Below are 25,100 nucleotides of genomic sequence, written 5' to 3' on the forward strand. Positions count from 1 at the left end.
ACCCCTCCGGGGCCCTCCGAACGGCCGGCCCGACCCCTCGACGGGCGGGCCGAAGCCGATCTTTTGCCCGTTTACCCGGGCCGTACGGTCTTGCGTATCCCCCTGGGGGGTCTGCCAGTATGTCGCAATGCCCCAGCAGCCGGATGCCAATCTCGCGTTCTTCGAAGCCGCAAATTCGCAGCACGACTTCACGGTTGTCCTGCGTGGATACGACCGCGGGCAGGTGGATGCCCACCTCGGTCGGCTGGTCGCCGCCCTGAATCAGTCCGAGCTGGCCCGTGGCGAGGCCGAGCAGCGGATGAACGACGCGCAGCGCCGTCTGCGGCAGGCGGAGCAGCGTCTTAACGCGCTAGAGCAAAAACTCGCGGACAGCAACAAACTGCTCGAAGAGAACAATCGGCCGACGCTCTCCGGGCTGGGCACCCGGGTCGAGCAGATCCTGCGGCTGGCCGAGGAACAGGCGAACGATCACCGGAGCGAGGCCAAGCGGGAGTCCGAGGGCATCCTCTCCGCGGCGCGGCTGGAAGCACGGGAGATCACGGACAAGGCTCGCGCCGAGGCGGCCGCCATGAAGGCGACGGCCGAGCGCGAGGCGGGGCAGGTTCGCACGCACGCGGAACGCGAGTCCGCCGAGGCCCGGGTGCAGGCCCGGCGCGAGGCCGACACGCTGCGCTCCGACGCCGACCGCGAGACCAAGCAGCTGCGTACGGTCACCGCTCACGAGGTCGCCGAGCTGAAATCGACCGTCGAGCGGGAGGTGGCCTCGCTGCGGGCCACCGCCGAGCGGGAGATCACCCAACTGCGGGCCAAGTCGGCCCGGGAGGCCGAGGAGAAGCGCGCCGAGGCGACCAAGCTGCTGACCGACGCCCGCGACAAGCGCGACAAGGACCTGCAGGCCCTGGCGCTGGAGATCGCGGAGCGCCGCGAGAAGGCCGAGCGCGAGGAGTCCGAGCGGCACGCCGCCCAGGTCAACGCGACTCAGCGGATGGTCGCCGAGGCCGAGGAGCGCGCCCGCGCCGCCGAGGACCGCGCCAAGGAGATCGAGCAGCGCGCCGAGACGCGCCGGGTCGAATCCGAGCGCACCGCGGTGGAGAAGGTGGAGAAGGCCCGCGCCCTCGCCGAGAAGACGGTCACCGAGGCGCGCACCGAGTCGCAGCGCCTGCTGAGCGAGGCGCGCCAGGAGGCCGAGCTCACCACGCAGGCCGCCAAGCGGGAGGTCGAGGACCTCACCCGGCAGAAGGACGCCGTCACCAACCAGCTCGGCCAGATGCTCTCCGGCCTGTCCGGCCTGGTGCCCACCGTCGGTGCCGCCGCCAAGGCCGCCGAGACCGTCCAGAAGGCCGAGACCGGCCAGAAGGGCGAGGCCAGGCCGGAAACCCCCGCACAGCGGGCCGCCGAGGGCGGCGCCGACGCGGGCAAGACCGAGGCGGCCGCCAAGACGAGCTGAGTCTTTCGCCACTCGGTCCCCGGTTGCGCCACCCCGAGGGGTGCGTAACGGTTAGAGGACCGGGCCGGCTGTACGAGACCTGTGTATGGGCCGTACCGGAGACCTTCCCGGTACGGCCCTTCGCTTCTCGCACAACGCCCGACACCAGACAATTTGCGACCAGACGCACAGTCCCGCCAGGCCGGTGTGTATCGACACGTCACGGGACGATGCGTATGTGAGGATGGACAGCATGTCGCACGGCGGGGAAATCTTCGGTCTCGGTGGAGAGACGCCACCGGAGCCCAGCTTCGAGACCGCCCTGCGGGGTTACGAGAAGAAACAGGTCGAGCGTTACGTCGCCCGCGCCGAGACCGAGATCGCCACGCTGATCAGCGAGCGTGACGGCGCCCAGCTGCAGAACCAGGCGCTGATGGGCCAGCTCGACCGGATCCAGCAGGAGCTGTCCCAGGCGCGCCGCCAGCCCGGCGTCGGCGCCGAGGTGTCGTTCCGCCACCTCGGGCCCAAAGTGGAGGAGATCCTCGCCAAGGCCGAAGAGGTCGCGGCGGACATCAAGAATTCCGCCACCGACGACATCGCCGCGCGCCTGGCCGAGGCGGAGCGCATCCGGGCCGAGGCCGAGGCGCACGCGCACGACGGCATCCGCGACTTCGAGATCACCCTCGCGGCCCGTCGCGCCGACGAGGAGAAGGCCGACGTCGCCCGCCGCGCCGCCGCGGAGAAGGCGCTCGCCGCCAGCCGCCAGTCCGCCGAGCAGATGCGCGCCGAGGCAGAGTCGACCCTGACCCGCGCCCGGGCCGAGGCCCGCCAGCTCACCGAGGCCACCGCCCAGGAGGCCCAGCGGGTCCGCGCCGAGGCGGACGGCTATGCCAAGTCCACCCGGTTGCAGGCCGAGCAGGAGATCAAGGCACTGCGCGACAAGACTCAGCAGGACATCGCGAAGCAGCGCGCCGACGCCGACCGCGAGCACGCCGAGCTGAAGGCCAAAGTCGAGCGCGAGGTGGGCCAGCGCCGCCAGGAGGTCGTCCAGGAGCTCGGGCAGATGCGCACTTCCGTCGAGAAGCAGTGCGCCGACCTGCGCAGCGAGGCCGACAAGTACGCCGAAGAGGTCCTTCGCCGCTCCGACGAGCAGGCCACGGCCGTCCGCAAGGAGATCGCGAGCCAGCACGACAAGATTGCCGCGGCCGGCCGGGACCTCGAAGCCGCTCGGGCCAAGGTCACCGAGTCGGAGAAGAAGGCCGCCGAGGCCGCCGATCGCCGGGCCGCCGGCGAACGCGAGGCGGAACGCGTGCAACAGCGCCTCGCCGAGGTTCAACGCGAGCTCGAGGCGGAGCTGACGAAGGTCGCGGAGGCGAAGCGCGCGGGCGAGGCGGCCGAGCGCCACGCCACCGACGTCCGCCGCCAGGTCCAGAAGGAAGCCAAGCGCGTGGCGGAGCTCGCCGCGGCGGCGGTCCTCGCGGCCGCGGCCTCCCCCGAGGACGACAACGACGACCCGGACGACGTGCCGACCGCCGCGACCGGCCCGACCTCCTCGGGCTCAGCCGCGGGAGCTCCCAACCCCGGCGCGGGCACGCCCGAGGCGGGATCGGCCACGGGCACTGCCCCGGTCGCACAGCAGGCCGGACAGCGCGGGCCGGATCTGCCGCCCGCTCCCGGCGCGGTCGCCAGCCCCGGCAAGATCACCGCATCCGCGAAGGTGACCACCCGGCCCGCCGGGAGCCGGGTCGGCGCCGAGGCGGACTGACCGGCCACGACGCCCCCGGCCAACGGGCACGGCGCGTCAGCGCCTACTCGGTGGTCGGTCCCGGCACGGGGACGTCCGCGAAGGCGGCCACTGTGCGGTCCGCGTACGCGTTCATGTCCCCGGATTCGATCGGTCCGTCCCACTCGCGCGGCAGCGGCACACTCACACCCGGGGCGACCCGGCGCACGATCTCGTCGAGGACCGTCTCGGCGTCGCCGACCCACAGGTGCTTGGCGCCGGGCACGCCGATGACCTCGGCCCGCGGAATGGCCCGGAACCGCTCGAGGGCGGCGTCCGGGCGCAGGTAGTCGTCGAACTCCGGGACCAGCGCCGTCACCGGCTTGCCGGCGTCGGCCCACGCCGCGAGGTGCTCGGGTCCGGAGAAGCGCAGCGGCGGCGACAGCAGGACGGCGCCCTCGACGACCGGGTCGAGGCCGTGCATAAGAGTGAGGTCGGTGCCGAAGGACCAGCCGAGGAGCCAGACGTGCGGCAGGTCGGCGAACTCCGCGTACTCGATGGCCGCCGCCACGTCGTACTTCTCGTCCACCGCCGCGGAGAACGCGCCCTCGCTCGTGCCACGGACGCTGGAGGTGCCGCGGGTGTTGAAGCGCAGCACCGCGACGCCGGCCAGGGCCGGCAGGCGCCAGGCCGCCTTGCGGAACACGTGGCTGTCCATCATTCCGCCGTGGGTGGGCAGCGGATGCAGGCACACCAGCGTGGCGACCGGATCGCGGTCGAGCGGCCGGGCCAGCTCGCCGACGAGGGTCAGCCCGTCGGCGGTGTGCAGTTCGATGTCCTCCCGGCGGGCCGGCAGGACGGAGTTCGCGCGGATCTGGTTGGTCACGTCCTCGATCTTTCCCCAGGAACGGCAGGTCACCCGTAGCGGGGCGCGTTGCGGGAGCGTTCCACCCCCGGGCCGCGCCGATCGCGCGCCTGCCAGCAGCCGGTGTGCCAGTGCCGGCGATCCGACTCGTCGCCGCGGTCGTCGGCCGGCCAGGCCACGATGTGCGCGATCCCGGGCCTGATGTCCTGCATGCAGCCCGGGCACCGATATGTCTTGACCGCCGCCCCGCCGAAGATCGACCGGACCATCCACTCGCCGTCGCGATACTGCTGGACGCCCTCCACGCCCCGGCGTACGCGCTCGTCCGGGACGAGGGGCGACTCGTCACGGCGGGGGCGATTTCGGCGAGGACTCATGATTATCAAGCGTACGTGTGAGGTGCAGAACCATGAATGCGACATAGACTCGCGTTCATGACGGCTACGCGTACTCCCGGTGTCCCCGTGGTCGAGGACGGCTTCCTCATCTCGACCAGTCCTGCGACCGGGGTGGAGGCCGGGCGCGTGCCCGTCGCCGACGCCGCGGCAGTCACCGCCGCGGTCGAGCGCGCCCGCGCGGCCGGCGCGTGGTGGGCGGGCCTCGGCTTCGACGAGCGGAAGGTCCGCATGCTGCGCTGGCGCGCCCTGCTCGCCGAGCGGCTGGAGGAGCTGGCAGCGCTCACGCACACCGAGACCGGCAAGCCGGTCGCCGACGCCATCGTCGAGGCCAGCGCCGCGATCGAGCACACCGACTGGGCCGCCCGTCATGCGCGGCGCGTGCTCGGCCCGCGCCGGACGCGGTCGCGGCTGCTGCTCGCCGAGCACGCCGGTCACCTCGAATACCAGCCGTACGGGGTCGTCGGCGTCATCGGCCCCTGGAACTACCCGATCCTCACCCCGCTGGGGCCGATCTCCGGCGCGCTCGCCGCCGGCAACGCCGTGGTGCTCAAGCCCAGCGAGTACACCCCCGCGGTCGGTCAATGGCTGGTCGACACGTTCGCGGAGGTGGTCCCCGAGCAGCCCGTCCTGCAGGCCATCCACGGCCTCGGCGACGTCGGCGCCCTGCTCTGCCGCTCCGGCGTCGGCAAGGTGGCCTTCACCGGCTCGACCGCCACCGGCAAGAAGGTCATGGCCACCTGCGCCGAGACGCTGACCCCGGTCATCATCGAGGCCGGCGGCAAGGACGCGCTGATCGTCGACGCCGACGCCGACGTCAACGCGGCGGCCGAGGCCGCCGTCTGGGGCGCCATGACCAACGCCGGGCAGACCTGCATCGGCATCGAGCGGGTGTACGCCGTCGCGCCGGTCTACGACGCCTTCGTCGAGGCCGTGGTCGCCAAGGCCGGCAAGCTGAAGATCGGCGAGGACATCGGCCCGATGACCATGCCCGGCCAGATCGACGTGGTGCGCCGGCACATCGACGACGCCCTGAAGAGCGGCGGCAGGGCCGTGCTGGGCGGGGCCGACGCGGTGCAGCCGCCGCACGTCTCCCCCACGGTGCTCGTCGACGTGCCCGAGGACTCGGCCGCGATCCGGGAGGAGACCTTCGGGCCGACGCTGACGATCACCAAGGTCGCCGATGCCAACGAGGCGGTGGAGAAGGCCAACGCCCTGCCGTACGGTCTCGGCGGAGCGGTCTTCGGCAAGGCCAACGCCATCCGGATCGCCCGGCGGCTGCGCACCGGCATGGTGTCGGTGAACTCGACGCTGAGCTTCGTCGGCATGGCGAACCTGCCGTTCGGCGGCGTGGGCGACTCCGGCTTCGGGCGCATCCACGGCGAGGAGGGACTGCGCGAGTTCGGCGTGCCCAAGGCCATCACCGTGCGCCGGGCGCCCTCGATGCTGCCCGCGATGACCTTCGAACGCACCCCGGCCCAGGTCCAGCGCATCGTCAAGGCGCTGAAGCTGCTGTACGGCCGCCGCCCCTGAGCGTGTTTGTTAGCGTCACCGGAGTGGATCAACCAGCGATCGAGGTCCGCGGCCTGTCGGTGAGCTACGGCTCGAACCCGGTGCTGGTCGACGTCGCCCTGACCGTCCCGGTCGGCGCCGGGGTCTGCGTCACCGGCGAGAACGGCATCGGCAAGTCCACGTTGCTGCGCTGCGTCGCCAGCCTCCAGCGGCCCGACGCGGGCGAGATCGAGGTGTTCGGCGGCCCGCCCGGGTCCACACCGGAGTTCTGGCGGGCCGTGGCGACCACGGTGGAGCCGCCGAGCTGGTATCCGGGGTTGACCGCGCGCGAGCACGCCGAGCTGGTGTGCCGCGCGCACGGCCAGGATCCGGCGCAAGCCGGAGTGGAGGAGGCGTTCGAGCGGTTCGGCATCGCCACGCACGCCGACGCGAGCCCGCCGTCGATGTCGTCCGGGCAGAAGCAGCGCCTCACCCTGATGCTGGCCCTGCTGCGCCCGAGCCGGCTGCTGATCCTCGACGAGCCCGAGCAGCGGCTCGACCCCGAGGGCCGCGCGGAGGTGGCGGCGCTGCTCGCGGCGTACCGTAAGGACGGCGGGACGCTCCTGATGGCCAGCCACGACGATTCCTTCGCGGCCGCGGCCGGCACGGACGTGACGGGCATGGCCGATCTGGTCTCGGCATGACCACGGTCGGTCTCCCCGGGGTACGCCGCTGGATCCGGCGCACGCAGTCGGCGCACCGCGGTCGCGGCGAGACGCTCGGCAACGTCTACTTCGCCGCCCTCTTCGTCGTGATCGTCGGCGGCATGCTGCACGAGCGGCTCATGGCTGTCGTCTGGCCCGGCACACCGCACGCCTCCGTCCTGACCGGCACCGCGCTCGCCGCGGCGCTGACCGGCGCCGTCTATCTGATCCTGCGCCGCCTCGGCCCGCTGGGTCTGAGCCGCCCGGCCGCCTCCTGGCTGCTCACGGCGCCGGTCGGCCGCCGCCGGTTGTTGCTGCCCTCGCTGCTGGTCGCGGTCGTCGGCGCGGCCGCCGTGGGAGCGCTGGGCGGCGTCGCGGTCCTCGGGTATGCCACCGCCCGCCCGGTGCCGGAACCGGCGGCGCTGCTGCCCCTGATCGGCGCGCTGTCCGGCGCCGCGCTGCTGCTTCTGGCGCTCGCCGCGCAGGCGGACCGCTGGTGGTCGGCCCGTTCGGACGACCTCGCGAGCCTGTTGCTCGCGGCGGGTCTGGCCGGCCTGGTCGCGGAGTCGGCCGGGTTCGCGCCCGGAGCGCCCCCCGGCTGGCCCGCGATGTCCGTCGTGGCCGGCGCTGCGGTGGCACTCGCGCTGATCGTGACGGCATTCCTGCTCATCGCCGTACGCGGCCTGGACCGCACCCCCAACGACCGCATCCTGGAGGCCTCCCGCACGGCCGGCACGCTCTGGGATTCGGCGTACGGCGTGGAGCCGTCGTTCGTCACGGAGATGGTCGAGCGCCGCTACTGGGCGCACCGGAAGCTGCGGTCGACGCGGCTGCCCGCCCGCCTCCCCGTGCTGGTGGCCCAGGACCTGCTGGCGCTGCGCCGCCGCCCCCGGCGTCTGCTGTGGCTGGCCGGGGCGACGGCCCTGCCGGCCCTGGCGGGCAACGCACCGGCCTGGATCCTCGCCATGGCGGCCCTCGCCGGCGGTCTGCTCGCCGGCGGCGTGACGGCCGCGAACATCCGCACCGACGCGGGCAACCCGTGGATGCTGCGCATGCTCGGGCTGAGCTCGCGAACGGTGGTCCTGCAACGGCTCTGGGTGCCGGGCGTCCTGGCGGCGGCCTGGTACGCCGCCGCCCTCACCCTGCTGCACGCCCTCGGCCACCTGCCGCCGGGCCCGTGGTGGGCCCTGGGCCTGGCCCTCGGCCCGGTCGGCGCCGTGGCCGCGGTCCGCAAGGGCCGCACCGGCTTCGTGGACAACTCGCTGATGCCGCTAGAGACCCCGATGGGATCGGTGGCGACCGGCCCGCTGATCGCGGCGGTCGCGGGGTTCGACGTACTGCTGCTGGGCGTGCCGACGATCGTGCAGATCGCCCAGGGTGAACCGCTGGCCTGGACTTCAGTCGTGGTACAGGCGGCGGTCGGCGTGTTCGGCGCCCGCGCCTACCTCAGCGGCACCACGGAGTCCGACCGCGTCGAGTTGAGCGGCCGATAGGCCGGATCCGCGGCGACAGTAGAGTCACCGGGTGCTACTGCCTCAGCTGTCCCTCGGCAACCGACGGTGAAGGCCGCCCTCCGCGGCGCCGGACGGGTGATGGCGCCGTCGGCCATGACCGCGGGCCTGGTCGCGGTGCTCGTCGGCGTGACCAGCTCGGCCGCCATCGTGTTCACCGCCGCGGAAGCCGCCGGCGGCACACCCGAACAGATCGCCTCGTGGATGCTGGCCCTCGGCGTCGGCATGGGTGTGACCTGCATCGGCCTCTCGCTGCGCTACCGCGCCCCGGTGGTCACCGCCTGGTCGACCCCCGGCGCCGCCCTGATGGTGACCGGCCTGGACGGCGCGACCATGGAACAGGCGGTCGGCGCCTTCGGAGTCTCCGCCCTGCTGATCACCCTGAGCGGGCTGACCGGCTGGTTCGAGCGGATGATGGACCGGGTTCCCGTGCCGCTGGCGGCGGGACTGCTCGCCGGGGTGCTGGTCCAGTTCGGCACCGGGCTGTTCGCCGCGCTCGACGACCACTTCGTCGTGGTAGTGGCGATGTTCCTCGCCTACCTGGTGAGCCGCCGCTGGCTGTCACGCTACGCGGTGCTGGTGGCCCTCACCGTGGGTGTGGTGGCGGCCGCCCTGGACGGCTCACTGCACCCGGGCGCCGTACGCGTCGCCCTGGCCGAACCCGTCTTCATCATGCCCACATTCGACGCCCAGGTGATCGTCAGCGTCGGCCTCCCGCTCTTCGTCGTCACCATGGCGTCACAGAACCTGCCCGGCGTCGCGGTCCTGCGCAACGCCGGCTACCAGGTGCCGGTCTCGCCCCTGATCGGATGGACCGGCGCGGTCAACGTCGCGCTGGCCCCGTTCGGCTGCTTCGGCCTCAACCTCGCCGCGATCACCGCGGCCATCTGCACCGGCGAGGAGGCCCACCCCGACCGCCGTCAGCGCTACCTCGCCTCCGTCTGGGCCGGCACCTTCTACCTGATCGTCGGCCTGTTCGGCGCCACGGTGGCGGCGCTGCTCACCGCCCTGCCCGCGTTCCTCGTGCTGGCGATCGCCGGCCTGGGCCTGCTCGGCACGATCGGCGGCTCCCTGGCGTCCGCCCTGACCGACGAACGCTGGCGCGAGCCGGCCCTGGTGACGTTCCTCGCGACGGCCTCCGGGGTGAGCCTGCTCGGCATCGGCTCGGCCTTCTGGGGCCTCCTCGCCGGCGTACTCACCGCCCTGGTCACCCGCCGCGGACCCCGCCAGGCTCACTAGCCGCCGGCTCGCGGCAAGCACCTGACACGATGTGATCATGGCTGTGGACTCCCCGGATCGACCCGGTCGGTGGTGGAGCGTGTTCCGCGCGGCCCTGCTGGTGATGTGGCTGGTCGCGGCAGCGCTGAGCTGGTGGTCAGCGCCCCGGCAGGCCGGCTACGACGAGGCGCGGGCAGCCGTGGCCGGCAAGCACCTGACCGAATACCGGTGGGGTGACTCGTGGGACTCCGACGGCCCGCGCCGCTGGTTCGGCAACCCGACCCTGCGGTCCGCGGGCACCCAAGGTCCGATCTTCGCGTGGCGTACCGACGACGGCCGGATCCACTGGACCGACACGGACGACCTCGGGGATGCGACGCTCACCGGCACCGTCGACGAGGACGGCTACTCCGGGCCCGGCGCGGCCAGCATCGCCCAGGACCTGGCAGCCGCCGGACTGGAGGACCGATCCGGAGCCGTCGACGCCCAACCCCCGTGGGTCACCGGCGCGGAGGCCCTCCTCATCCTCGCCTTCCTCGCGGTCGTCGTTACCGGGCCGGCACCGGTGCTCGGCACCCGCTGGTACTGGTTCTGGTTGACGTGGACCGCCCCGTACGGCTTGGGCCTGATGTTCTGGTTATTTCGAGACCGTCCGTGGTCACGCACCGCCCGGCCCGCCGGAAAGTCCGACACCGATTCACGGGACCGCGGATGGCTCGGCCTGCTGACCGGCATCCTGGCCTCCTTCCTGCTCAGCGTCGTCGTCTCCGTGCTGAACGGCCTACTCGGTGATCAATGGGTGCCGGACGTCGGATGGCTAGCCTGAACCGGTGACCCACGACTTCACCACGACGTTGCCTCGCAAGCGGATGGGGGCCGCGGTGCTGCTGTCGGACGATCGCGGCCGGGTGCTGCTGGTCGAGCCGACCTATAAGGACCACTGGGAGATCCCGGGTGGTGCGGTCGAGGCCGACGAGTCGCCGTACGCCGCGGCAATGCGCGAGGTCGACGAGCGCCTCTCCAACCTCCTGACCCGCCGGATCATGGCGGCCGTCCAGGCCCGCGCGGACGGCACCACGGTCTACCTGGAGAACGGCTTCTTCGTCGCCTGACTCAGAAGAGGGTCAGTTCGTTGCGGTCCATGCCGCGTAGCTTGTCGTAGTCGACCACGACGCAGCGGATGCCGCGGTCGGTGGCCAGGACTCGGGCCTGCGGTTTGATCTCCTGGGCCGCGAAGATGCCCTGGACCGGGGCGAGTAGCGGGTCGCGGTTCATCAGCTCCAGGTAGCGGGTGAGCTGCTCGACGCCGTCGATCTCGCCGCGGCGTTTGATTTCGACGGCGGCGGCGGCGCCGTTGGCGTCGCGGCAGAGGAGGTCGACCGGGCCGATCGCGGTCATGTATTCGCGGCGGACGAGGGTCCAGCCCTCGCCGAAGGTTTCCGGGTGGGCCGCGAGCAGTTCCTGGAGGTGGGCCTCCACGCCGTCCTTGACCAGGCCCGGGTCCACGCCCAGGTCGTAGGAGGTGTCCTGGAAGATCTCCTCGAGGGTGATCCGCAGTTCCTCGCCCGCCTTGTTGACGACCTTCCAGACGCCCGGCGCCTCCTGGAGCTTGCAGGGTGGGCTCATCCAGTTCAGCGGCTTGTAGGCGCGGTCGTCGGCGTGGATGGACACCGACCCGTCGGCCTTGACCATCAGCAGGCGCACAGCCGGCGGTAGATGGGCGGAGAGACGGCCGACATAGTCGACGGAGCATTTCGCGATGACCAGGCGCACCGCACGAGGGTAGCCTCCGCTCCCGGGCGGGGCGAGCGCGGCGGTGTCATGCTGAGTTCGTGCTCGAGGTCCTTACCGGTGGTGGCCTGGCGGCGTCCGCCGGGCTGAACGCGTACGTTCCGCTGCTCGTGATGGGTGTGCTGGCGCGGTGGACCACCGCCGTCGACCTGCCCAGCGGATGGCAGTGGCTCTCGAACGGGTGGGTTCTGCTCATCCTGGCGGTGCTGCTCGCCGTGGAGGTCGTCGCCGACAAGGTGCCCGTGGTCGACCATGTGAACGATGTCGTGCAGACCGTGGTCCGGCCCACCGCGGGCGGGTTGGCGTTCGGCGCCGGGGCGTCGTCCGAGACGGTGACCGTCGCGGATCCGGGTGCGTTCTTCGGGTCGCACCAGTGGGTGCCGGTCGCCGCCGGTGTGTTCATCGCGTTCTGTGTCCACGCGCTCAAGGCCGCTTCGCGGCCGGTGGTCAACGCCACCACGGCGGGGGTCGGCGCTCCCGTGGTCAGTACGGCCGAGGACATCACGAGCGTGCTGCTGTCGTTGCTCGCGATTCTGCTGCCGGTGCTCGTCCTGCTCGCCCTCGTGGCGCTCGTTCTTTTCGCCATGTGGGTGATCAGGCGACGTCGGCGGCGTGGGAGGGCACGGGCGCCTTTCGAGGGTGTCGGGACTTAGCGTCCGTTTGGTTGACTGCCCCGGTGCCCGCGCTCGCCGTACCCGCCTTCGCCCTCACGTGGTGGCTCGGGTGTTATCTCGTCGCACGGGATCCGGCTCGGGTCGTGCTGTGGCGCTCGGGCGGGGCGCTCGCCGCGTACGCTCTGGCGGTCGCCGTCTGGAGCGTCGCACCCGGCTCGGCGGCGGCCGAGGTGCTGCTCTGCGTGCCGGTGTTGTGCTGGTCCGGGGTGGCGACGGCGCTGCTGCCACGCGACGCTCCGGAGCGGCGGCTGGTCAACCTCGGCTGGGCGTACGCGTCCGGGCTGTTCCTGATCCTCGCCGTGGTGTTGCCCGGCGTGGGCAAGCTCGTCGCCCTCGCGCCGCTGGCCGGCGCGACGGCCCTGCTGATGCGTCACCGCGACCGGGTCAGGCCGCACCCGTTGCCGGTCGCGCTGAGCGCCACAGCCGTGCTCTACGCCGTCGGGCTGACCGTGGTGCTCGCCCCCATCGGCCTCGGCGCGGGCGAGCCGGTGATCGCCGCGATGGGTCTCGACCTGTTGATGTTCGGATTTCTTGTCGCCGTCGCGGACGCGGTGGAGGCGGGTGAGCGGCTGATGACCCACCTGCGGCGCTCGTTCGTCGGTGCCGTGGCGGCCACCCTGCTCTGTGCCGGGCCGGCCACGCTGACGATGCTCGCGGCGCCCCACAAGGGTGCGGTGGTCGTGCCGCAGTTCGTGCTGGTGGCGGTGGTGCTGGGTGCGGTCGGGCTGGCCGCGCCGGTGCGGGCCGGGCTGGATCGGCTGGCGTTCCTGCATCAGGATCGGCTGCGGCTGAACCGCGCGGCGCTGCTGATGGCGGCCGAGGCACTGCCCCGGCGGCGCGAGCGGCACCGGATGATCGCGCTGGACGAGGACGAGTTCCGGCGGTTGACGCGGCGCGCGTTGGACGACTTCGGTGACGTCGCGCGGCTGTTGCGCAGCCCGCTCGTCGAGCTGCCCACGGTGGAGCGCCGGCTGCACGCGCGGGGGCCGGGCGTGGCGGATCAGTCGTTGGTCCGCGCCACCGAGTTGCGGGCGGTCCTGGAGGATCAGGTGCGCAGGCTGAAGCCCGCCGGGGGATTCGGCACCACCGAGGAGTGGCAGTACTACAACGCGCTGCACTACTGCCGCGTGCTGGGAATCCGTCCGTACGATCGCGTGCCGAAGACAGACGGCCTGGACGGCGACGCTCGCCGGGCCCTCGACTGGTTCCGCCGGTACGTGCCGCGCGAGACGCTGCACCGCTGGACCGTGGAGGGTGCGGACCTGATCGCCGCCCGGCTCTGGCGCGACCTCGTGAGCACCGATCCGCGCTGGCTGACCCGGGCCGGGGAGGGCGTCGCCGTCGCGCGGATTGACCGTTCGAATGCGACACGCCGTCCATAAGGTCGGCAAACCCCTCAAAGTGGCTAAAATCCCCCCACGTGGATTCCGGGGGGTTGAGTGGGTAGCCACCGCAACGCGCTGGTCGCCGTCGTCCGGCAGGAACTGGCCGAGGCGCGCGGCACCGCCCGGGCCGTGCTGGCCGCCGCCGAGTCGGCCCGCAGCGAGGCCCAGCGCCGGAAGAAGCTGATCCGGGACGCCTACGCGACCTGTCTCGCCCAGCTCGCCGAGGCCCGCGACAGCGCGCGTCAGGACATCCTGCGCCGCACCCAGGCGGAGGCCGCCAGCCTCACCCGCAACGTCGAGTCGCTCGCGGCGCTGACCGCTTCGGGCGCCGCCGGGACGTCATGGCGCTACTGGACGCCGATCGAGCCCGACCGGGTGGGCCGGCCCGGGATGCTGCGGATCGGGACGGTCGCGTACGAGGCGGGCGAGGAGCGCACCAAGCTGCCCGCCCTGGTGCCGTTCCTGGACCACGCGCACGTCAACGTGCTGGGTGATCCCGCGGCCGTGGACGGCGTCGTCTCCGGCCTGCTGCTGCGCGCGCTCGGCACCACCCGCCCCGGCGACATCCGGCTCAGCGTCTACGACCCCGAGCAGCTCGGCGGGACGCTGGCCGCGTTCGCGCCGCTCGGCAACGCGGGCATGCTGTCGTTCGTCAGCCCCGGCGGCCTCGGTGCGATGCTCGACGACCTCGTCGAGCACATCTGCCGGGTCAACGAGAGCGTGCTGGCCGGCGAGTACGTATCCCTGGCAGACCTCACCGCGGCGAGCACCGGGACGCGCCCCGAGCCGTGGCGGGTGGTGGTGCTGCTGTTCGACCCCGATCGCACCGGCGACCTGAGCGACGCCCAGCGGGCCCAGCTCGACCGGGTGGTGCGCACCGGCGTGGCTTGCGGCGTACACCTGGTGGTCCGAGGTCTGGAGCTCGCGCCGCACCCCACCGTGGAGCGCATCGCGGTGCGCGGCGAGACGGCCTCCTGCGACACCACCGGCGGCCTGCTGGTCCGCCTCGACACTCCGCCACCGGCGGAGCGGATCGCGGCCTTCTGCCGGACCACCGCGGAGCGGCTGCGCGAGGGACCTCCCCCGGCGCGCTTCGCGGACCTCACCCCCGAGAAGACCTGGACCGAGTCCTCCACGCACGGCCTGGTCGCACCGATCGGCGACAGCACCGACGGCTCGCTGGTCTCCGTGCCGCTGGGCGACGATCCGCCGCACGCGCTGATCGGCGGGCCGTCCGGATCGGGCAAGACGAACCTGATCTACGCGTGGATCGGCTCGCTCGCCGCCCGCTACGGCCCCGATGAGCTCGCCCTCTATCTGCTGGACTTCAAGGAGGGCGTGTCCTTCGCCCGGTTCACGCCGGGCCCGCGCGACCCGAGCTGGCTGCCGCAGGTCCGGCTGGCCGGCATCAACGTCAACGGCGACCGCGAGTTCGGCCTGGCGATGCTGCGCCACCTCGGCGAGGAGTTGCGCCTGAGGGCCCAGGCCGCGAAACGGTACGAGGCCACGAAGCTCGCCGAGCTGCGCGCGGAGGACCCGGGCGGGCACTGGCCCCGGATCGTCGCGGTGATCGACGAGTTCCAGGTGCTGCTCGCCGGCCGCGACCCCCTCGCCGACGAGGCCGTCACGCTGCTGGAGGACCTCGCCCGCCGCGGCCGGTCGCAGGGCATCCACCTGGTGCTCGCCAGCCAGGACGTGTCCGGCATCGAGGCGCTGTGGGGTCGTTCCGGCCTGATCGGACAGTTCACGCTGCGGATCGCGCTGCCCAAGGCGAGACGCATCCTGGCCGACGCCAACCTGGCCGCCGCTGTCATCCCCCGCTTCCACGCGGTCGTCAACGCCGACTCCGGGGTCGCCGGCGCCAACCACGTCGTGCGCCTGCCCGATGCGAGCGACCGCTCGGTCTGGCGGCCCTTGCAGCGCAAACTCTGGCAGGAGCGGCCGGAGACCTGCGTGCCGCCCAGGCTCTTCGACGGCGACGCCGTGCCGCGGCTGCCGGAGGCGTACCGGCCGGCGGGGCGGGTGCCGGACAGCAGCGCGGACGTCGGCTCGTCGCCGGGCGCGGTGCTCGGCGAGCGCATCGACGTCGCCGCCCGCCCGGCGCGGCTGCGGCTGGGCCGGATGCCGGGGCGCAACCTGGCGGTGCTCGGTACCCGCACCGACGAGGCCTGCGACGTGCTAGCGGCGGCGGCCTTGTCGCTCGCGGCACAGGGGCCCGCCCGGTTCAGCATCGCCTGCCTCGACGCGAGCGCCGAGCGGCCCGCCGCCCGGCTGGTCGCCGAGCTGCCCCAGGCCGACTGGTTCGGCCTCGGCGACCTCGACGATCTGTTCGCCGGGCTCACGCCCGACGGCATTCCGCACTACCTGATCGGGTACGCGTTCGACGCGGCCGGTCCGGCGTATCGAGAGCGGCTGCGCGCCGTGCTCGCGGACGGCCCGGAGCGGAGGCTGCACGTGCTCGGCTGGTGGCGCTCGGTGGCCCGCATGCGCGACGACCTCGGCGGCATCGGCGCCCGGCTGGACACGATCGGCGCCTGGGTCGCCCTCGATGTGCAGGGCCCCGAACTCAGTCCGCTCTCGCCGCAGCCCGGCGGCCCGCTCTGGTACCCGCGCAAGCGCAGGGCGCTGTTCTTCGACCGCTCGGTGCACCGCCATCCGGAAGTGATCATCCCGTACGAGGTGAACAGTGACCACACGTGACCGCGACTACCAGCTCATGATGACCGCGCTCGCCGACGTCGCCCGGCGGCGGGACACCGAGTTGGAGAACGCCGAGCAGGCGTACCAGACGAGCGCCGCCCAGGCCGCCGGCGAACTCGCCCGGGCGGAGGGGGACGCGGTCGCCGCCGACCGCTGGGCGGGCGCGGCGGCCGCCCAGGTGCTCGACGTGGACCGGGAGGCCGGCCGGCTGTGGGATCAGCTGCGGCGGGCGCCCGGCATGCGGGTCCGGGCGCTGGGCGAGGTGCCCGAGCCCGCGGCGGTCGAGGCGCTGCCGCGGGTGGCGCTGGAGCGCTCGGGCTCCACGGCGATGGCACCGGCGCCGCGCCAGTCGGCGCGGACCCTGCTGGCGCGGGCCGCGGAACGCATCGATGTGACCGTACGCCCGGCCGAGCGCCGCGCCCTGCCCCGCTGGGTGCTTCCGTTGCTGCCGGTGGTCGGCGCGCTGGTGGCGGCCCTGACCGGGCTGGTGGCGGCCGGGCTGGTGACGGTCGGCAGCTCAACCCTGCCCGGAGCGGCCGTGATCCGGGGACTCGGCTGGCTGGCGTTCCTGATCGCGCCGTCGGCCGGGGTGCCGGTCGGCGCGCTCTTCGCGCACCGGCGGCTGCACGCCCGCCTGGACATCGGCGGGATCGGGTTGACGCTGCTCGGCGGCATGGTCGCGGCGACCCTACTATCGGTCACCTTCGCTTCGACGCGTTGAGTTACGCTCCCCTCCATGGGGGACGCCGCGATCGAAGTCAGGGCCCTGCGCAAGGTCTACGGGGGTAAGCCCGCGGTCGACGGCCTCGACCTCACGGTCGCGCGCGGCGAGATCTTCGCGCTGCTCGGCCCCAACGGCGCCGGGAAGACCACGACGGTCGAGATCCTCGAGGGCTACCGCAAGCGGGACGGCGGCGAGGTTCGGGTCCTCGACATCGATCCGGGCGTCGACAACGAGGCGAAGCAGCGGTGGCGCACCCGGGTCGGCATCGTGTTGCAGGGCACCGGCGAGTTCGACGAACTGACCGTCGGCGAGGTGGTCTCGCACTTCGCCCGCTTCTATCCGGAGCCGGACGATCCCGCCGAGGTCATCGCGCGGGTGGGCCTCACCGAGAAGACCCGCGCCCGCACCCATACGCTCTCCGGTGGGCAGAAACGCCGACTGGATGTGGCACTCGGCATCGTCGGCCGTCCGGAGCTGCTCTTCCTCGACGAACCCACCACCGGCTTCGACCCGGAGGCCCGCCGCGAGTTCTGGGGCCTGATCCGCGATCTCGCCGCCACCGGCACCACCATCGTGCTCACCACGCACTACCTGGAAGAGGCGGAGGCACTTGCCGACCGGGTCGCCGTCATCGCCGGCGGGCGACTGGTCGCTGTGGACACCCCGCAGCGCCTCGGTAACCGGGACGCCGCGTTGGCGACCGTCTCCTGGCGTACCCCTGAAGGGGTTTGGGAGCGCAAGCAGAGTGAGACGCCAACGGCCTTGGTCAACGAATTGGCCGAGCGGTTCGGCGGCGAGGTACCGGGCTTGACGGTGACCAGGCCGACGCTTGAGGACATCTATCTGGACATGATCGGAGCGTCATGAAACTGGGTCTTCGCCAGGGGGCGCTGGAGGTCCGGCAGTTTCTGCGCAGCCGCGAGCAGGTGGTGTTCACGCTCGCGTTTCCGGTGATCATGATCATCGTGTTCGGGTCGATCTTCAAGGCCGACATCGGCGGCGGGGTCAACCTCACCCAGTACTTCGTGACCGGCATGATCGCGACCGGGCTGATGACCGCCGGCTTCCAGGCGCTGGCCATCCAGATTCCGATGGAGCGTGACCGCGGGGTGCTCAAGCGCCTGCTCGGCACGCCCATGCCGCGGTGGGTCTACTTCGCCGGCAAGGTGCTGATGGTCGGCTTCATCGCGGTGCTGGAGACGGTCATCCTGCTGATCGTGGCGACCCTCTTCTTCGGCGTGGAGCTGCCGGACACCGTCGGGAAGTGGCTGACGTTCCTGTGGGTCTGCGCGCTCGGCATCACCGCGTGCACCCTCTGCGGGATCGCCTTCTCGTCGCTGGCCCGGACCGGCCGCAGCGCCCCGGCGGTGGTCACGCCGGTCGCACTGATCCTGCAGTTCACCTCGGGGGTGTTCTTCGTCTTCACCGAACTGCCCGCCTGGATGCAGAACGTGGCCTCGGTGTTCCCGCTGAAGTGGATGTGTCAGGGCCTGCGCTCGGTCTTCCTGCCCGCCTCCTTCGGCACGAGCGAGCCCGGCGGCTCCTACAACCTGCCGATGGTGGCGCTGGTGCTGGGTGCGTGGTGCCTGGTGGCCCTCGTCCTGTGTCTGACCACGTTCCGATGGACCACCAAGCGCGACGGCTAAGCGATCACTTCTTCTCGTACGTGTAGAAGCCCTTGCCGGTCTTGCGGCCGAGGTCGCCCGCGGTGACCATGCGCTGCAGCAGCTCCGGCGGGAAGAACTTCTCGTCCGCGGTGTCGCGGTAGATGTTGCCGGCGGCGTTGAGCATGACGTCGAGCCCGGTCATGTCCAGGGTGGCGAGCGGGCCCATGGTGTGGCCGAAGCCCAGCTTCATGACCGTGTCCAGGTCGGCGGCGGAGACCACGCCCGACTCGACCAGCTTGATCGCCTCGACGAGCAGCGCGGAGAAGAGCCGGTTGGAGACGAAGCCGGCGACGTCCCGCTTGACCTCGACGCAGGTCTTGCCGACCTCCTCGGCGAAGTTGCGGGCGGCCGCCAGGGTCTCGTCCGAGGTCTGGTAGCCGCGGACCAGCTCGACCAGCTTCATCATCGGCACCGGCGAGAAGAAGTGGATGCCGACCACGGACTCCGGACGCTCGGTGACCGCGGCGATCTGGGTGATCGGGATGGCGGAGGTGTTGGTGCCGAGCACGGCGCCGGGCTTGCAGATCTTGTCGAGGGCCCGGAAGACCTCGTGCTTGACCTCGAGCCGCTCGAAGATGGCCTCGACCACGACGTCGGCGTCGGCGGCCGCCTCCAGCTCGGTCGTGGTGGTGACCCGGGCGAGGGAGGCGTCGGCGTCCTCCTGGGTGATCTTGCCCTTGGCGGCGAAACGGCCGAGGGAGTCCCTGATCGCCGCGACGCCGCGCTGGAGCGAGGACTCGTCCAGGTCGCGCATGGTGACCTGCCATCCCGCCTGCGCCGCCACCTGGGCGATACCGGAACCCATCAGACCGGAGCCGATGACCGCGAGCCGACCCGCCATGTGTGCCTCTCCTTCTGTGTGTCTCACTCGTCGTCGAGCGTGCCCCCAGACTAGCGGGAACGCTGAACGCAGGCTCAGGGCTCTCTATCGGGGCAAATCCCCGGAAAACCGGTCCCGCCTTTGCCAGACTGTGCCCATGCCACCAAGCGACGGCTGGTACCTCCTCGGGCCCTTCATCGCCGTCGCACTCGTCGGTTTCCTCGGCGCGATCTTCTGGCGGATGGGCCTGCAATGGACCCGGGCCGGCGAGGACCCGCTGCGGGAGCTCTACGACGGCCTCACCATCTTCGACCACGGGGAGGACTACGGACTGCTGTGTCCCGCCGCGGCCACCCGCGACCCGGTCATCGCCGAGGAGATCCGCGTGCTGCTCAGAGCGGCCGGGATCCGCTCGACCTCGGCGACGCGTCCGGACGGCCGCTTACTGGTGCTCGTCTTCCCCGAGGCTGTGGAGGAGGCCCGGCGCCTGGTCGGCGGCTCCCCCGCGCTCTGACCGTCGCGGCAGTGCCTATGCCGGCGGGTGGCCAGGCCCCCACGGATATCCCGGCGCGGCCCCTGCCCGCATCGGTCCCGCCGGGACCGGCTTGCGCAGAATGTAGCCGCGGACCGTGCGCGGCACGGTCAGCACCAGCAGCGCGCCCAGGGAGGCCGCCACGACACCGGCGCCGAGCAACGGAAAACCGCCGTTCACCACGGTGATGAGCAGAGCCAATCCGGCGAACAGGATCGTGAACGACAGCATCACGAGGCTCACGATCCAGGCCCACATCCTGCCCCGCCGCACCTGATCGGCGAGCACCAGCAGGAACACCGAGAAGACCAGCGTGATCGAGTTGAGCACCAGGAAAATTGCGCGGGCGCCGGAACTCCAGCCGTCCTCGGACAGGTTGACCAGCACGCCGTAGGCGACCCGGCCGACGCCGGACACGCCGATGATCGCGAGCAGGCTCGCGCCGATCTCCACCATCCGCGGCCTCGGCCGCTGCTGGGCGTCAGGCATTCCCCCGTACGACATCCCGCTACTATCCCCGGCGCTATTCATGATCATCGAGGCATCCTAGTGGGCTGTCGTCAGAAGTCGAAGGTCGGCTCGGTGACCACGGCGCGCTCCACCTCGACGCCGAGGTTCGCGAGGTCCGCGACGAAATCGGGGTAGCCCCGGTCGATGTGGTGCACCTCACCGACCTCCGTCACGCCGTCGGCGCACAGCCCCGCGATCACCAGGCCGGCACCGGCCCGGATGTCGGTCGCCCGCACCGGAGCGCCGGAGAGCCGCTCACGGCCGTTGGTCACGGCGTGGTGGCCGTCGGTACGGATGTCCGCACCCAGCCGCACCATCTCGTTCACGAACATGAACCGGCCGTCGAAGATGTTCTCGGTGATCAACGACGAGCCGGAGCTCACCGCCGCCAGGCCCAACGCCATCGGCAGCAGGTCGGTCGCGAAACCCGGGTAGGGCAGGGTCACGATGTCGACGGCCTTGGGACGGTCGTCCATCCGTACGCGGAAACAGTTGTCGCCCGGCTCCACCACCGCGCCCGCCGAGACCAGCTTGTCGAGGGCGATCTCGAGGTACTCGGGGCGTACGCCATGGACGGTGACGTCGCCGCGGGTCATCGCGGTCGCGTACGCCCAGGTGCCGCCGACGATCCGGTCGCCGACGGTGGCGTGCCGGACCGGCTTGAGCGCGTCGACGCCCTCGATCGTCAGCGTCGACGTGCCCGCGCCCTCGATGCGCGCGCCCATCGTGGTGAGCATCTGGCAGATGTCGACGATCTCCGGCTCCCGGGCCGCGTTGTCGATCTCCGTGACGCCCTTGGCGAGGACCGCGGCCATCAGGATGTTCTCGGTGGCGCCGACGCTCGGGAAGTCGAGCCAGATCCTCGATCCGCGCAGCCCGGCCGGCGCGGAGGCGATGACGAAGCCGTGCTCACCGGAGATCTCCGCGCCCAGCCGCGCCAGCCCTGAGACGTGCATGTCGAGGCCCCGGGAGCCGATCATGTCACCGCCCGGCAGCGCCACCCGCACGTAGCCCCGGCGGGCAAGCAGGGGCCCCAGCACGCAGATCGAGGCCCGCAGGCGCCGGACCAGGTCGTAGTCCGCCTCGCTGCCGGGCTCGGCGGGCACGTCGATGAGCGCCTCGCCGCCGTCGAACGACACGTCGCAACCGAGCCGGCGCAGCACCTCGCCCATGATCGCGACATCGGTGATCCGCGGAACGTTCGCCACCACGCTGTGCCCCTCGGCGAGCAGCGCGACCGCCATCAGCTTGAGAGCGGAGTTCTTGGCGCCGACCACCGTGACATCGCCGCTGAGACGCGCGCCGCCCTTGACCCTGATGACATCCACGCGGGCAATCGTATGGGGCGAGTCCCGGCCACCTCCGTAGGGTGGGGGCCATGGCCGTGCATCTCACCCGCATTTACACCCGCACCGGCGACGCCGGATCGACCCGCCTCGGCAACAACGAGGTGGCCGCGAAGACAGACCCGCGGATCTCCGCGTACGCCGACGTCGACGAGTGCAACGCCGCGCTCGGCGTGGCGCTCGCGCTCGGCGCCCTGGCACCGGACATCCGCAGCGTCCTGACCGCCGTGCAGAACGACCTCTTCGACGTCGGCGCCGACCTGTGCAACCCGCTGAGCGACGACCCGCCGTACCCGCCGCTGCGGGTCAAGGAGACGTACGTGTCCCGCCTCGAGGGTTGGTGCGACGAATACAACGAGCAGCTGCCCGCGCTCGACTCCTTCGTGCTGCCGGGCGGCACGCCCGGAGCCGCCCTGCTGCACGTCGCCCGCACGGTGGCCCGGCGCGCCGAACGCTCGGCGTGGTCACTGGTCGAGGCCGATCCGGAGCGGACCGGGCCGCTGCCCGCGAAATACCTGAACCGGCTGTCGGACCTGCTGTTCATCCTGGCCCGTACGGCCAACGGCCCGACCGGCGACATCAAATGGGTCCCGGGTGGCACCGCCTCCTGAGCCGGTGGCACCGCCTCCTGAGCCGCGGATGTCGACGGCCGAGCAGCGGGTGTGGGCCCATCTGCCGGAGGGCACTCGTGAGGCGCTTGCCAAGCTGCCCGGAACGGACCTTCAGACCCTGCTCCTGTCCGTAGCGCGAGCCCGGGCCGCGACGGTGAAGCCGGCGGATCTGATGCGCCGCTGGCGCGAAGACCGGTTCGTGCGCCCGGCCGCCTGCGACCCGCGGGCGGTGGCCGCCGTGGAGGCCCGGATCTGGCAGCTCCTGCCGGCGGAGTTCGACGGCGTCGAGTTGTCGCCGGTGGTGCCGCTTGGCACCTGCTCAGCCGTGGCGCCAGTGAGCCAGAACAGGATCGTCGCGACGATCCGGGGCTCCGAGGTCCTCAGCGACGCCTCCAACGCGCTGGCGGTGGAGGCCGCCCGCCGGCGCGTTGGTGGCGGTGAGGTGCACGTGGCCGCCAGCCATCGGAATCTGCGGGCGCAGGACTTCGGGGCGGGAAGGTCGGCGCACTTCCGTCTCTTCACGCTGGTGTCCAGCGCCCGCGACGGCGGGTCGGGCGCGACCGAGGCACGCCTGCTCGTCTTGCATCTCGGCTTCTGGCAGAGGGTTCTCGCCGAACTGGTGCCGGGGGTCGCCTCGCGGTTGCACGTCACGGTCATGGACAGCCCCGTCGTTCGTGAGCGCTTCCACGACACGGTCCTGCCGGCCCTCACCGGGGCGGCCGCCGCGGTGCCCGTGGTCGAGGATCCGGGGCGGGAGCGCGGGCGGGGCTACTACACCAATGCGGCGCTGCGGATCACCGCCGATGACGGAACCCAGGTGGTTGAGCTGGGGGACGGCGGTTTCACGACGTGGACGGGTCGGCTCATGAACGACGCCAAGGAACGCTGCCTGGTCTCGTGCCTCGCCACGGAGCGCCTCGCGGTCCTCGCCGCATTCTGACGAGCCCGCAGCGAGCGCGGACTTCTCGGCGGGGGCGGACCGATCGCCGCCGAGAGTCAGCTTCGGTGGCGGGAGGGTGATCGCCGGGCAGAGGTCAGTTTTCGGCCGGGCGGGGGGTGATCGCCGGGCGCGGGGCGACGCTGCCGGGCTGGCCGGGTGGCCCTGCCTCGAGCCAGGAGAGGAAGCCGGTGACGGTCGACTCGGCCATGGCGATCTCGAGGTCGATGCCGGCCTGGCGGCACACCAGCACGACCCAGTGCCCGGGCATGGTCAGCCGCTCGGGGCCTTCGGGCAGCCGGCGGCGGCACACGATCATCGCGCGGCGGTCGAGGACGCGCTTGGGTCGGACGGCGAAGCTGAAGAACCGGTGGAAACGCAGCTCGTCATCGACGAACTGGCCGATCCCCGCCGACCAGCCCCGGCCCGGCACCATCGTGCTGACCCGGACCTGAAGGCGAATGGTGCCGCCGCCGGAGTTAAGCAACCGGCGGCGGAAGAAGACGGCGGAGAGGAGGACGAGCAGCGCGAGGACGCAGATTCCAACAGTCACCAGAACCCGCATCGCGCGTCGTCAGTGCGCGTCGGGGGTGGCGGCGGTAGCGCTCTCGGCGAGGACCGTCACGCCGTCCGCGTCGACGGAGAGGAAGCCGCCGGCGACGTCGTAGGTGAGCTGCTCACCGCCCGCGAGCTTCACGCGCACCTGGGACGGCTCCTTGAGCAGGCCGAGGAGCGGCGAGTGGCCGGGCAGGACGCCGAGCTCACCCTCGGTGGTGCGCGCGACGACCATCTCGGCGTCGCCGGACCAGACCTTCTCCTCGACGGCGACGACCTGAACGTGCAACGGCTTGGCCACGCTGTCTCCTTGATAAGCCCGCGGAACCTCGCGATTCCTCTGGGGTAGAAGTCTAAACGCACCGGGTGACACGCCGGTGCCCCGGGTGGCAACCGCCACTCTCCGCGATCGGTCAGAGCTTCTGCAGGAAACCCGGGTTGTCGACCAGGAACGACGCTACCGAGTCGTTCCGGACCGAGGCGAAGAATTCCTCCGCGGAGGCGTCGAACTGCTCGCCGAGGTAGCTTCCTCCGGAGGTCAGCGACGAGCCCGGCAGCTTCACCAGGGTCATGTCGTCGGACCTCAGGTTGCGCAGGGCGAGACCCCAGTCGACCACGTTGTGGCCATTGCCGTCGAAGATGAGCGCGTCGCCCGCCGCCCGCAGCACCTGGTCGAGCTTGATCGGGTTGGTGACCACGTTCTTGCTCAGCGCCTGCTCGGCCATGGCTTTGATGAACTGCTGCTGGTGCCGCTGACGGTCGTAGTCGACGCGGGGCAGGCCATAGCGCTGGCGCACGTAGTCGAGCGCCTGCCACCCCTCGAGGTGGTAGGTGCCCTTCTTGTACTCGGCCTGAGGCCCGATGTACGGGTGCTCGCAGCTGTGGTCGGCGCACTCGGGCCGGCGGTCGCGGGTCTTGCCGTCCGGCTTCAGGTGTTCCGACTTCACGTTCTGGTCGATCGTCATGGTGACGCCGCCCATCGCGTCGACGATGTCCTTGAAGCCGTGGAAGTTGATGATCGCCCCGGCGTCGAACTCCTTGATGCCGGTGAGCTTGCTGACCGTCTTGGCGAGCAGGTCGAAACCCTGAGCGGCGTCGTACTTGCCGTTGCCGAGCCGGCTGCCGTACGACATCGCGGAGTTGATCTTGTCAGTGCCGCCCGCGAAGTTGCCCTTGGGGAACGGCGGGATCTCCACGCGCAGGTCGCGCGGGATGGAGAAGAGATACGCCTGCTTCAGGTCCTTGGGGATGTGCACGACGATGATCGAGTCGGACAGCGGCGGGGAGGACGCGTCGCGCGGGTCGATGCCCACGAGCAGGATGTCGAGGGGGCCCTTGATATCACTGACCGGCTCCTTGGTCGCGCCCACCGCGGCCTTGCCGAAAAGGTCCTTGGTCTCCACCGCGCCGGCGTAGCGGGCGACGAGTGCCTGACTCGTGATCAGCGCGCCGCCACTGAGGACCATGAGCACGCACCCGAAGATCGCGCACAGCCGCGCCCAGAGCGGCGAACGC

General features: G+C 71.8%; 26 protein-coding genes. 17 read left to right on the plus strand and 9 right to left on the minus strand.

Features of this window, described 5'->3' with window-relative positions:
* Positions 1-127 precede the first annotated feature (127 nt).
* A complete protein-coding gene (locus AB0M36_RS08475; protein ID WP_364154390.1) occupies positions 128-1,447 on the plus strand; it encodes a DivIVA domain-containing protein in 1,320 nt (439 codons plus the stop codon).
* A 223-nt stretch (positions 1,448-1,670) separates the two neighbouring features.
* A complete protein-coding gene (locus AB0M36_RS08480) occupies positions 1,671-3,191 on the plus strand; it encodes a Laminin subunit beta-1 (RefSeq protein WP_364155384.1) in 1,521 nt (506 codons plus the stop codon).
* Positions 3,192-3,234: 43 nt separating this feature from the next.
* Here AB0M36_RS08480 and AB0M36_RS08485 read toward each other — a convergent pair whose 3' ends face one another.
* On the minus strand, positions 3,235-4,035 hold the full coding sequence (locus tag AB0M36_RS08485) for an alpha/beta hydrolase (protein WP_364154393.1): 801 nt from the start codon (positions 4,033-4,035) through the stop codon (positions 3,235-3,237).
* A 29-nt stretch (positions 4,036-4,064) separates the two neighbouring features.
* A complete protein-coding gene (locus tag AB0M36_RS08490; protein WP_364154396.1) occupies positions 4,065-4,391 on the minus strand; it encodes a hypothetical protein in 327 nt (108 codons plus the stop codon).
* Positions 4,392-4,448: 57 nt separating this feature from the next.
* Here AB0M36_RS08490 and AB0M36_RS08495 point away from each other — a divergent pair, with 57 nt between their 5' ends.
* From AB0M36_RS08495 to AB0M36_RS08520, 6 genes are all read left to right on the plus strand, one after another.
* Positions 4,449-5,942, plus strand: a complete 1,494-nt coding sequence (locus tag AB0M36_RS08495) for an aldehyde dehydrogenase family protein (protein ID WP_364154398.1) — start codon at positions 4,449-4,451, stop codon at positions 5,940-5,942.
* Positions 5,943-5,965: 23 nt separating this feature from the next.
* Entirely contained in the window at positions 5,966-6,604 is a 639-nt protein-coding gene (locus tag AB0M36_RS08500; RefSeq protein WP_364154400.1) for an ATP-binding cassette domain-containing protein, read from the plus strand.
* Entirely contained in the window at positions 6,601-8,097 is a 1,497-nt protein-coding gene (locus AB0M36_RS08505; protein WP_364154403.1) for a DUF6297 family protein, read from the plus strand. The genes AB0M36_RS08500 and AB0M36_RS08505 overlap by 4 nt, the downstream gene beginning before the upstream one ends.
* A gap of 66 nt (positions 8,098-8,163) precedes the next feature.
* Positions 8,164-9,354, plus strand: coding sequence for a benzoate/H(+) symporter BenE family transporter (locus AB0M36_RS08510; protein WP_364154405.1), 1,191 nt, complete (start codon positions 8,164-8,166; stop codon positions 9,352-9,354).
* A 37-nt stretch (positions 9,355-9,391) separates the two neighbouring features.
* Complete coding sequence (locus AB0M36_RS08515; RefSeq protein ID WP_364154407.1) at positions 9,392-10,159, plus strand: hypothetical protein; 768 nt, start codon at positions 9,392-9,394, stop codon at positions 10,157-10,159.
* Positions 10,160-10,163: 4 nt separating this feature from the next.
* A complete protein-coding gene (locus AB0M36_RS08520; RefSeq protein WP_364154410.1) occupies positions 10,164-10,445 on the plus strand; it encodes an NUDIX hydrolase in 282 nt (93 codons plus the stop codon).
* 1 nt (position 10,446) lies between these two features.
* Here the strand turns inward: AB0M36_RS08520 and nucS are convergent, their stop codons facing one another.
* The gene (nucS, locus tag AB0M36_RS08525; protein WP_364154413.1) at positions 10,447-11,106 is read right to left on the minus strand and encodes an endonuclease NucS; all 660 of its coding nucleotides are present in this window, start codon (positions 11,104-11,106) and stop codon (positions 10,447-10,449) included.
* Between the two features lie 59 nt (positions 11,107-11,165).
* Between nucS and AB0M36_RS08530 the strand changes: the two genes are divergently transcribed.
* The 6 genes from AB0M36_RS08530 to AB0M36_RS08555 are packed head-to-tail and all read left to right on the plus strand — an operon-like array spanning position 11,166 to position 18,253.
* On the plus strand, positions 11,166-11,777 hold the full coding sequence (locus AB0M36_RS08530; RefSeq protein WP_364154416.1) for a DUF4126 domain-containing protein: 612 nt from the start codon (positions 11,166-11,168) through the stop codon (positions 11,775-11,777).
* An 11-nt stretch (positions 11,778-11,788) separates the two neighbouring features.
* Positions 11,789-13,180 (plus strand): hypothetical protein, encoded by a 1,392-nt coding sequence (locus AB0M36_RS08535; protein WP_364154418.1) that lies wholly within the window; start codon positions 11,789-11,791, stop codon positions 13,178-13,180.
* Between the two features lie 57 nt (positions 13,181-13,237).
* Entirely contained in the window at positions 13,238-15,883 is a 2,646-nt protein-coding gene (locus AB0M36_RS08540) for an FtsK/SpoIIIE domain-containing protein (RefSeq protein ID WP_364154421.1), read from the plus strand.
* Positions 15,870-16,604 (plus strand): hypothetical protein, encoded by a 735-nt coding sequence (locus AB0M36_RS08545; protein ID WP_364154424.1) that lies wholly within the window; start codon positions 15,870-15,872, stop codon positions 16,602-16,604. The genes AB0M36_RS08540 and AB0M36_RS08545 overlap by 14 nt, the downstream gene beginning before the upstream one ends.
* A 15-nt stretch (positions 16,605-16,619) precedes the next feature.
* A complete protein-coding gene (locus tag AB0M36_RS08550) occupies positions 16,620-17,474 on the plus strand; it encodes an ABC transporter ATP-binding protein (RefSeq protein ID WP_364154426.1) in 855 nt (284 codons plus the stop codon).
* On the plus strand, positions 17,471-18,253 hold the full coding sequence (locus AB0M36_RS08555; protein WP_364154429.1) for an ABC transporter permease: 783 nt from the start codon (positions 17,471-17,473) through the stop codon (positions 18,251-18,253). Before AB0M36_RS08550 ends, AB0M36_RS08555 begins: the two co-directional genes overlap by 4 nt.
* 4 nt (positions 18,254-18,257) lie before the next feature.
* Here the strand turns inward: AB0M36_RS08555 and AB0M36_RS08560 are convergent, their stop codons facing one another.
* Complete coding sequence (locus AB0M36_RS08560) at positions 18,258-19,115, minus strand: 3-hydroxyacyl-CoA dehydrogenase family protein (RefSeq protein WP_364154432.1); 858 nt, start codon at positions 19,113-19,115, stop codon at positions 18,258-18,260.
* A 136-nt stretch (positions 19,116-19,251) separates the two neighbouring features.
* On the opposite strand from AB0M36_RS08560, the gene AB0M36_RS08565 reads away from it, so the two are divergent.
* Entirely contained in the window at positions 19,252-19,608 is a 357-nt protein-coding gene (locus AB0M36_RS08565) for a hypothetical protein (protein WP_364154435.1), read from the plus strand.
* 15 nt (positions 19,609-19,623) lie between these two features.
* Here the strand turns inward: AB0M36_RS08565 and AB0M36_RS08570 are convergent, their stop codons facing one another.
* Both AB0M36_RS08570 and murA read right to left on the minus strand, forming a co-directional pair.
* Positions 19,624-20,163 (minus strand): hypothetical protein, encoded by a 540-nt coding sequence (locus AB0M36_RS08570; RefSeq protein WP_364154437.1) that lies wholly within the window; start codon positions 20,161-20,163, stop codon positions 19,624-19,626.
* Between the two features lie 23 nt (positions 20,164-20,186).
* Positions 20,187-21,473 carry a UDP-N-acetylglucosamine 1-carboxyvinyltransferase gene (gene murA, locus AB0M36_RS08575; protein ID WP_364155385.1) on the minus strand — a complete coding sequence of 429 codons (1,287 nt, stop codon included), beginning with the start codon at positions 21,471-21,473 and terminating at the stop codon, positions 20,187-20,189.
* 41 nt (positions 21,474-21,514) lie between these two features.
* Here murA and AB0M36_RS08580 point away from each other — a divergent pair, with 41 nt between their 5' ends.
* Together AB0M36_RS08580 and AB0M36_RS08585 are read left to right on the plus strand one after the other, a co-directional pair.
* Complete coding sequence (locus AB0M36_RS08580; protein WP_364154440.1) at positions 21,515-22,093, plus strand: cob(I)yrinic acid a,c-diamide adenosyltransferase; 579 nt, start codon at positions 21,515-21,517, stop codon at positions 22,091-22,093.
* 28 nt (positions 22,094-22,121) lie between these two features.
* Positions 22,122-23,033, plus strand: a complete 912-nt coding sequence (locus AB0M36_RS08585; protein WP_364154442.1) for a hypothetical protein — start codon at positions 22,122-22,124, stop codon at positions 23,031-23,033.
* Between the two features lie 94 nt (positions 23,034-23,127).
* Here AB0M36_RS08585 and AB0M36_RS08590 read toward each other — a convergent pair whose 3' ends face one another.
* The 3 genes from AB0M36_RS08590 to AB0M36_RS08600 form a co-directional block, all read right to left on the minus strand.
* Complete coding sequence (locus AB0M36_RS08590) at positions 23,128-23,595, minus strand: DUF2550 domain-containing protein (protein WP_364154444.1); 468 nt, start codon at positions 23,593-23,595, stop codon at positions 23,128-23,130.
* Between the two features lie 9 nt (positions 23,596-23,604).
* Entirely contained in the window at positions 23,605-23,886 is a 282-nt protein-coding gene (locus AB0M36_RS08595; RefSeq protein ID WP_364154446.1) for a F0F1 ATP synthase subunit epsilon, read from the minus strand.
* A 112-nt stretch (positions 23,887-23,998) separates the two neighbouring features.
* Entirely contained in the window at positions 23,999-25,051 is a 1,053-nt protein-coding gene (locus AB0M36_RS08600) for an LCP family protein (protein ID WP_364155387.1), read from the minus strand.
* Positions 25,052-25,100: the final 49 nt, after the last annotated feature.

The sequence above is a fragment of the Actinoplanes sp. NPDC051346 genome (assembly GCF_040682215.1).
Lineage (GTDB): Bacteria > Actinomycetota > Actinomycetes > Mycobacteriales > Micromonosporaceae > Actinoplanes.

Bases quoted from the DNA above. Each gene is read 5' to 3' on its own strand.
- AB0M36_RS08550 (WP_364154426.1), top strand. From the start codon at position 16,620: ATGGGGGACGCCGCGATCGAAGTCAGGGCCCTGCGCAAGGTCTACGGG.
- AB0M36_RS08490 (WP_364154396.1), bottom strand. From the start codon at position 4,391: ATGAGTCCTCGCCGAAATCGCCCCCGCCGTGACGAGTCGCCCCTCGTC.
- AB0M36_RS08565 (WP_364154435.1), top strand. From the start codon at position 19,252: ATGCCACCAAGCGACGGCTGGTACCTCCTCGGGCCCTTCATCGCCGTC.
- AB0M36_RS08590 (WP_364154444.1), bottom strand. From the start codon at position 23,595: ATGCGGGTTCTGGTGACTGTTGGAATCTGCGTCCTCGCGCTGCTCGTC.
- AB0M36_RS08515 (WP_364154407.1), top strand. From the start codon at position 9,392: ATGGCTGTGGACTCCCCGGATCGACCCGGTCGGTGGTGGAGCGTGTTC.
- AB0M36_RS08560 (WP_364154432.1), bottom strand. From the start codon at position 19,115: ATGGCGGGTCGGCTCGCGGTCATCGGCTCCGGTCTGATGGGTTCCGGT.
- AB0M36_RS08570 (WP_364154437.1), bottom strand. From the start codon at position 20,163: ATGATCATGAATAGCGCCGGGGATAGTAGCGGGATGTCGTACGGGGGA.
- AB0M36_RS08475 (WP_364154390.1), top strand. From the start codon at position 128: ATGCCCCAGCAGCCGGATGCCAATCTCGCGTTCTTCGAAGCCGCAAAT.
- AB0M36_RS08600 (WP_364155387.1), bottom strand. From the start codon at position 25,051: ATGGTCCTCAGTGGCGGCGCGCTGATCACGAGTCAGGCACTCGTCGCC.
- AB0M36_RS08505 (WP_364154403.1), top strand. From the start codon at position 6,601: ATGACCACGGTCGGTCTCCCCGGGGTACGCCGCTGGATCCGGCGCACG.
- AB0M36_RS08555 (WP_364154429.1), top strand. From the start codon at position 17,471: ATGAAACTGGGTCTTCGCCAGGGGGCGCTGGAGGTCCGGCAGTTTCTG.
- AB0M36_RS08495 (WP_364154398.1), top strand. From the start codon at position 4,449: ATGACGGCTACGCGTACTCCCGGTGTCCCCGTGGTCGAGGACGGCTTC.
- AB0M36_RS08580 (WP_364154440.1), top strand. From the start codon at position 21,515: ATGGCCGTGCATCTCACCCGCATTTACACCCGCACCGGCGACGCCGGA.
- AB0M36_RS08480 (WP_364155384.1), top strand. From the start codon at position 1,671: ATGGACAGCATGTCGCACGGCGGGGAAATCTTCGGTCTCGGTGGAGAG.
- AB0M36_RS08585 (WP_364154442.1), top strand. From the start codon at position 22,122: ATGTCGACGGCCGAGCAGCGGGTGTGGGCCCATCTGCCGGAGGGCACT.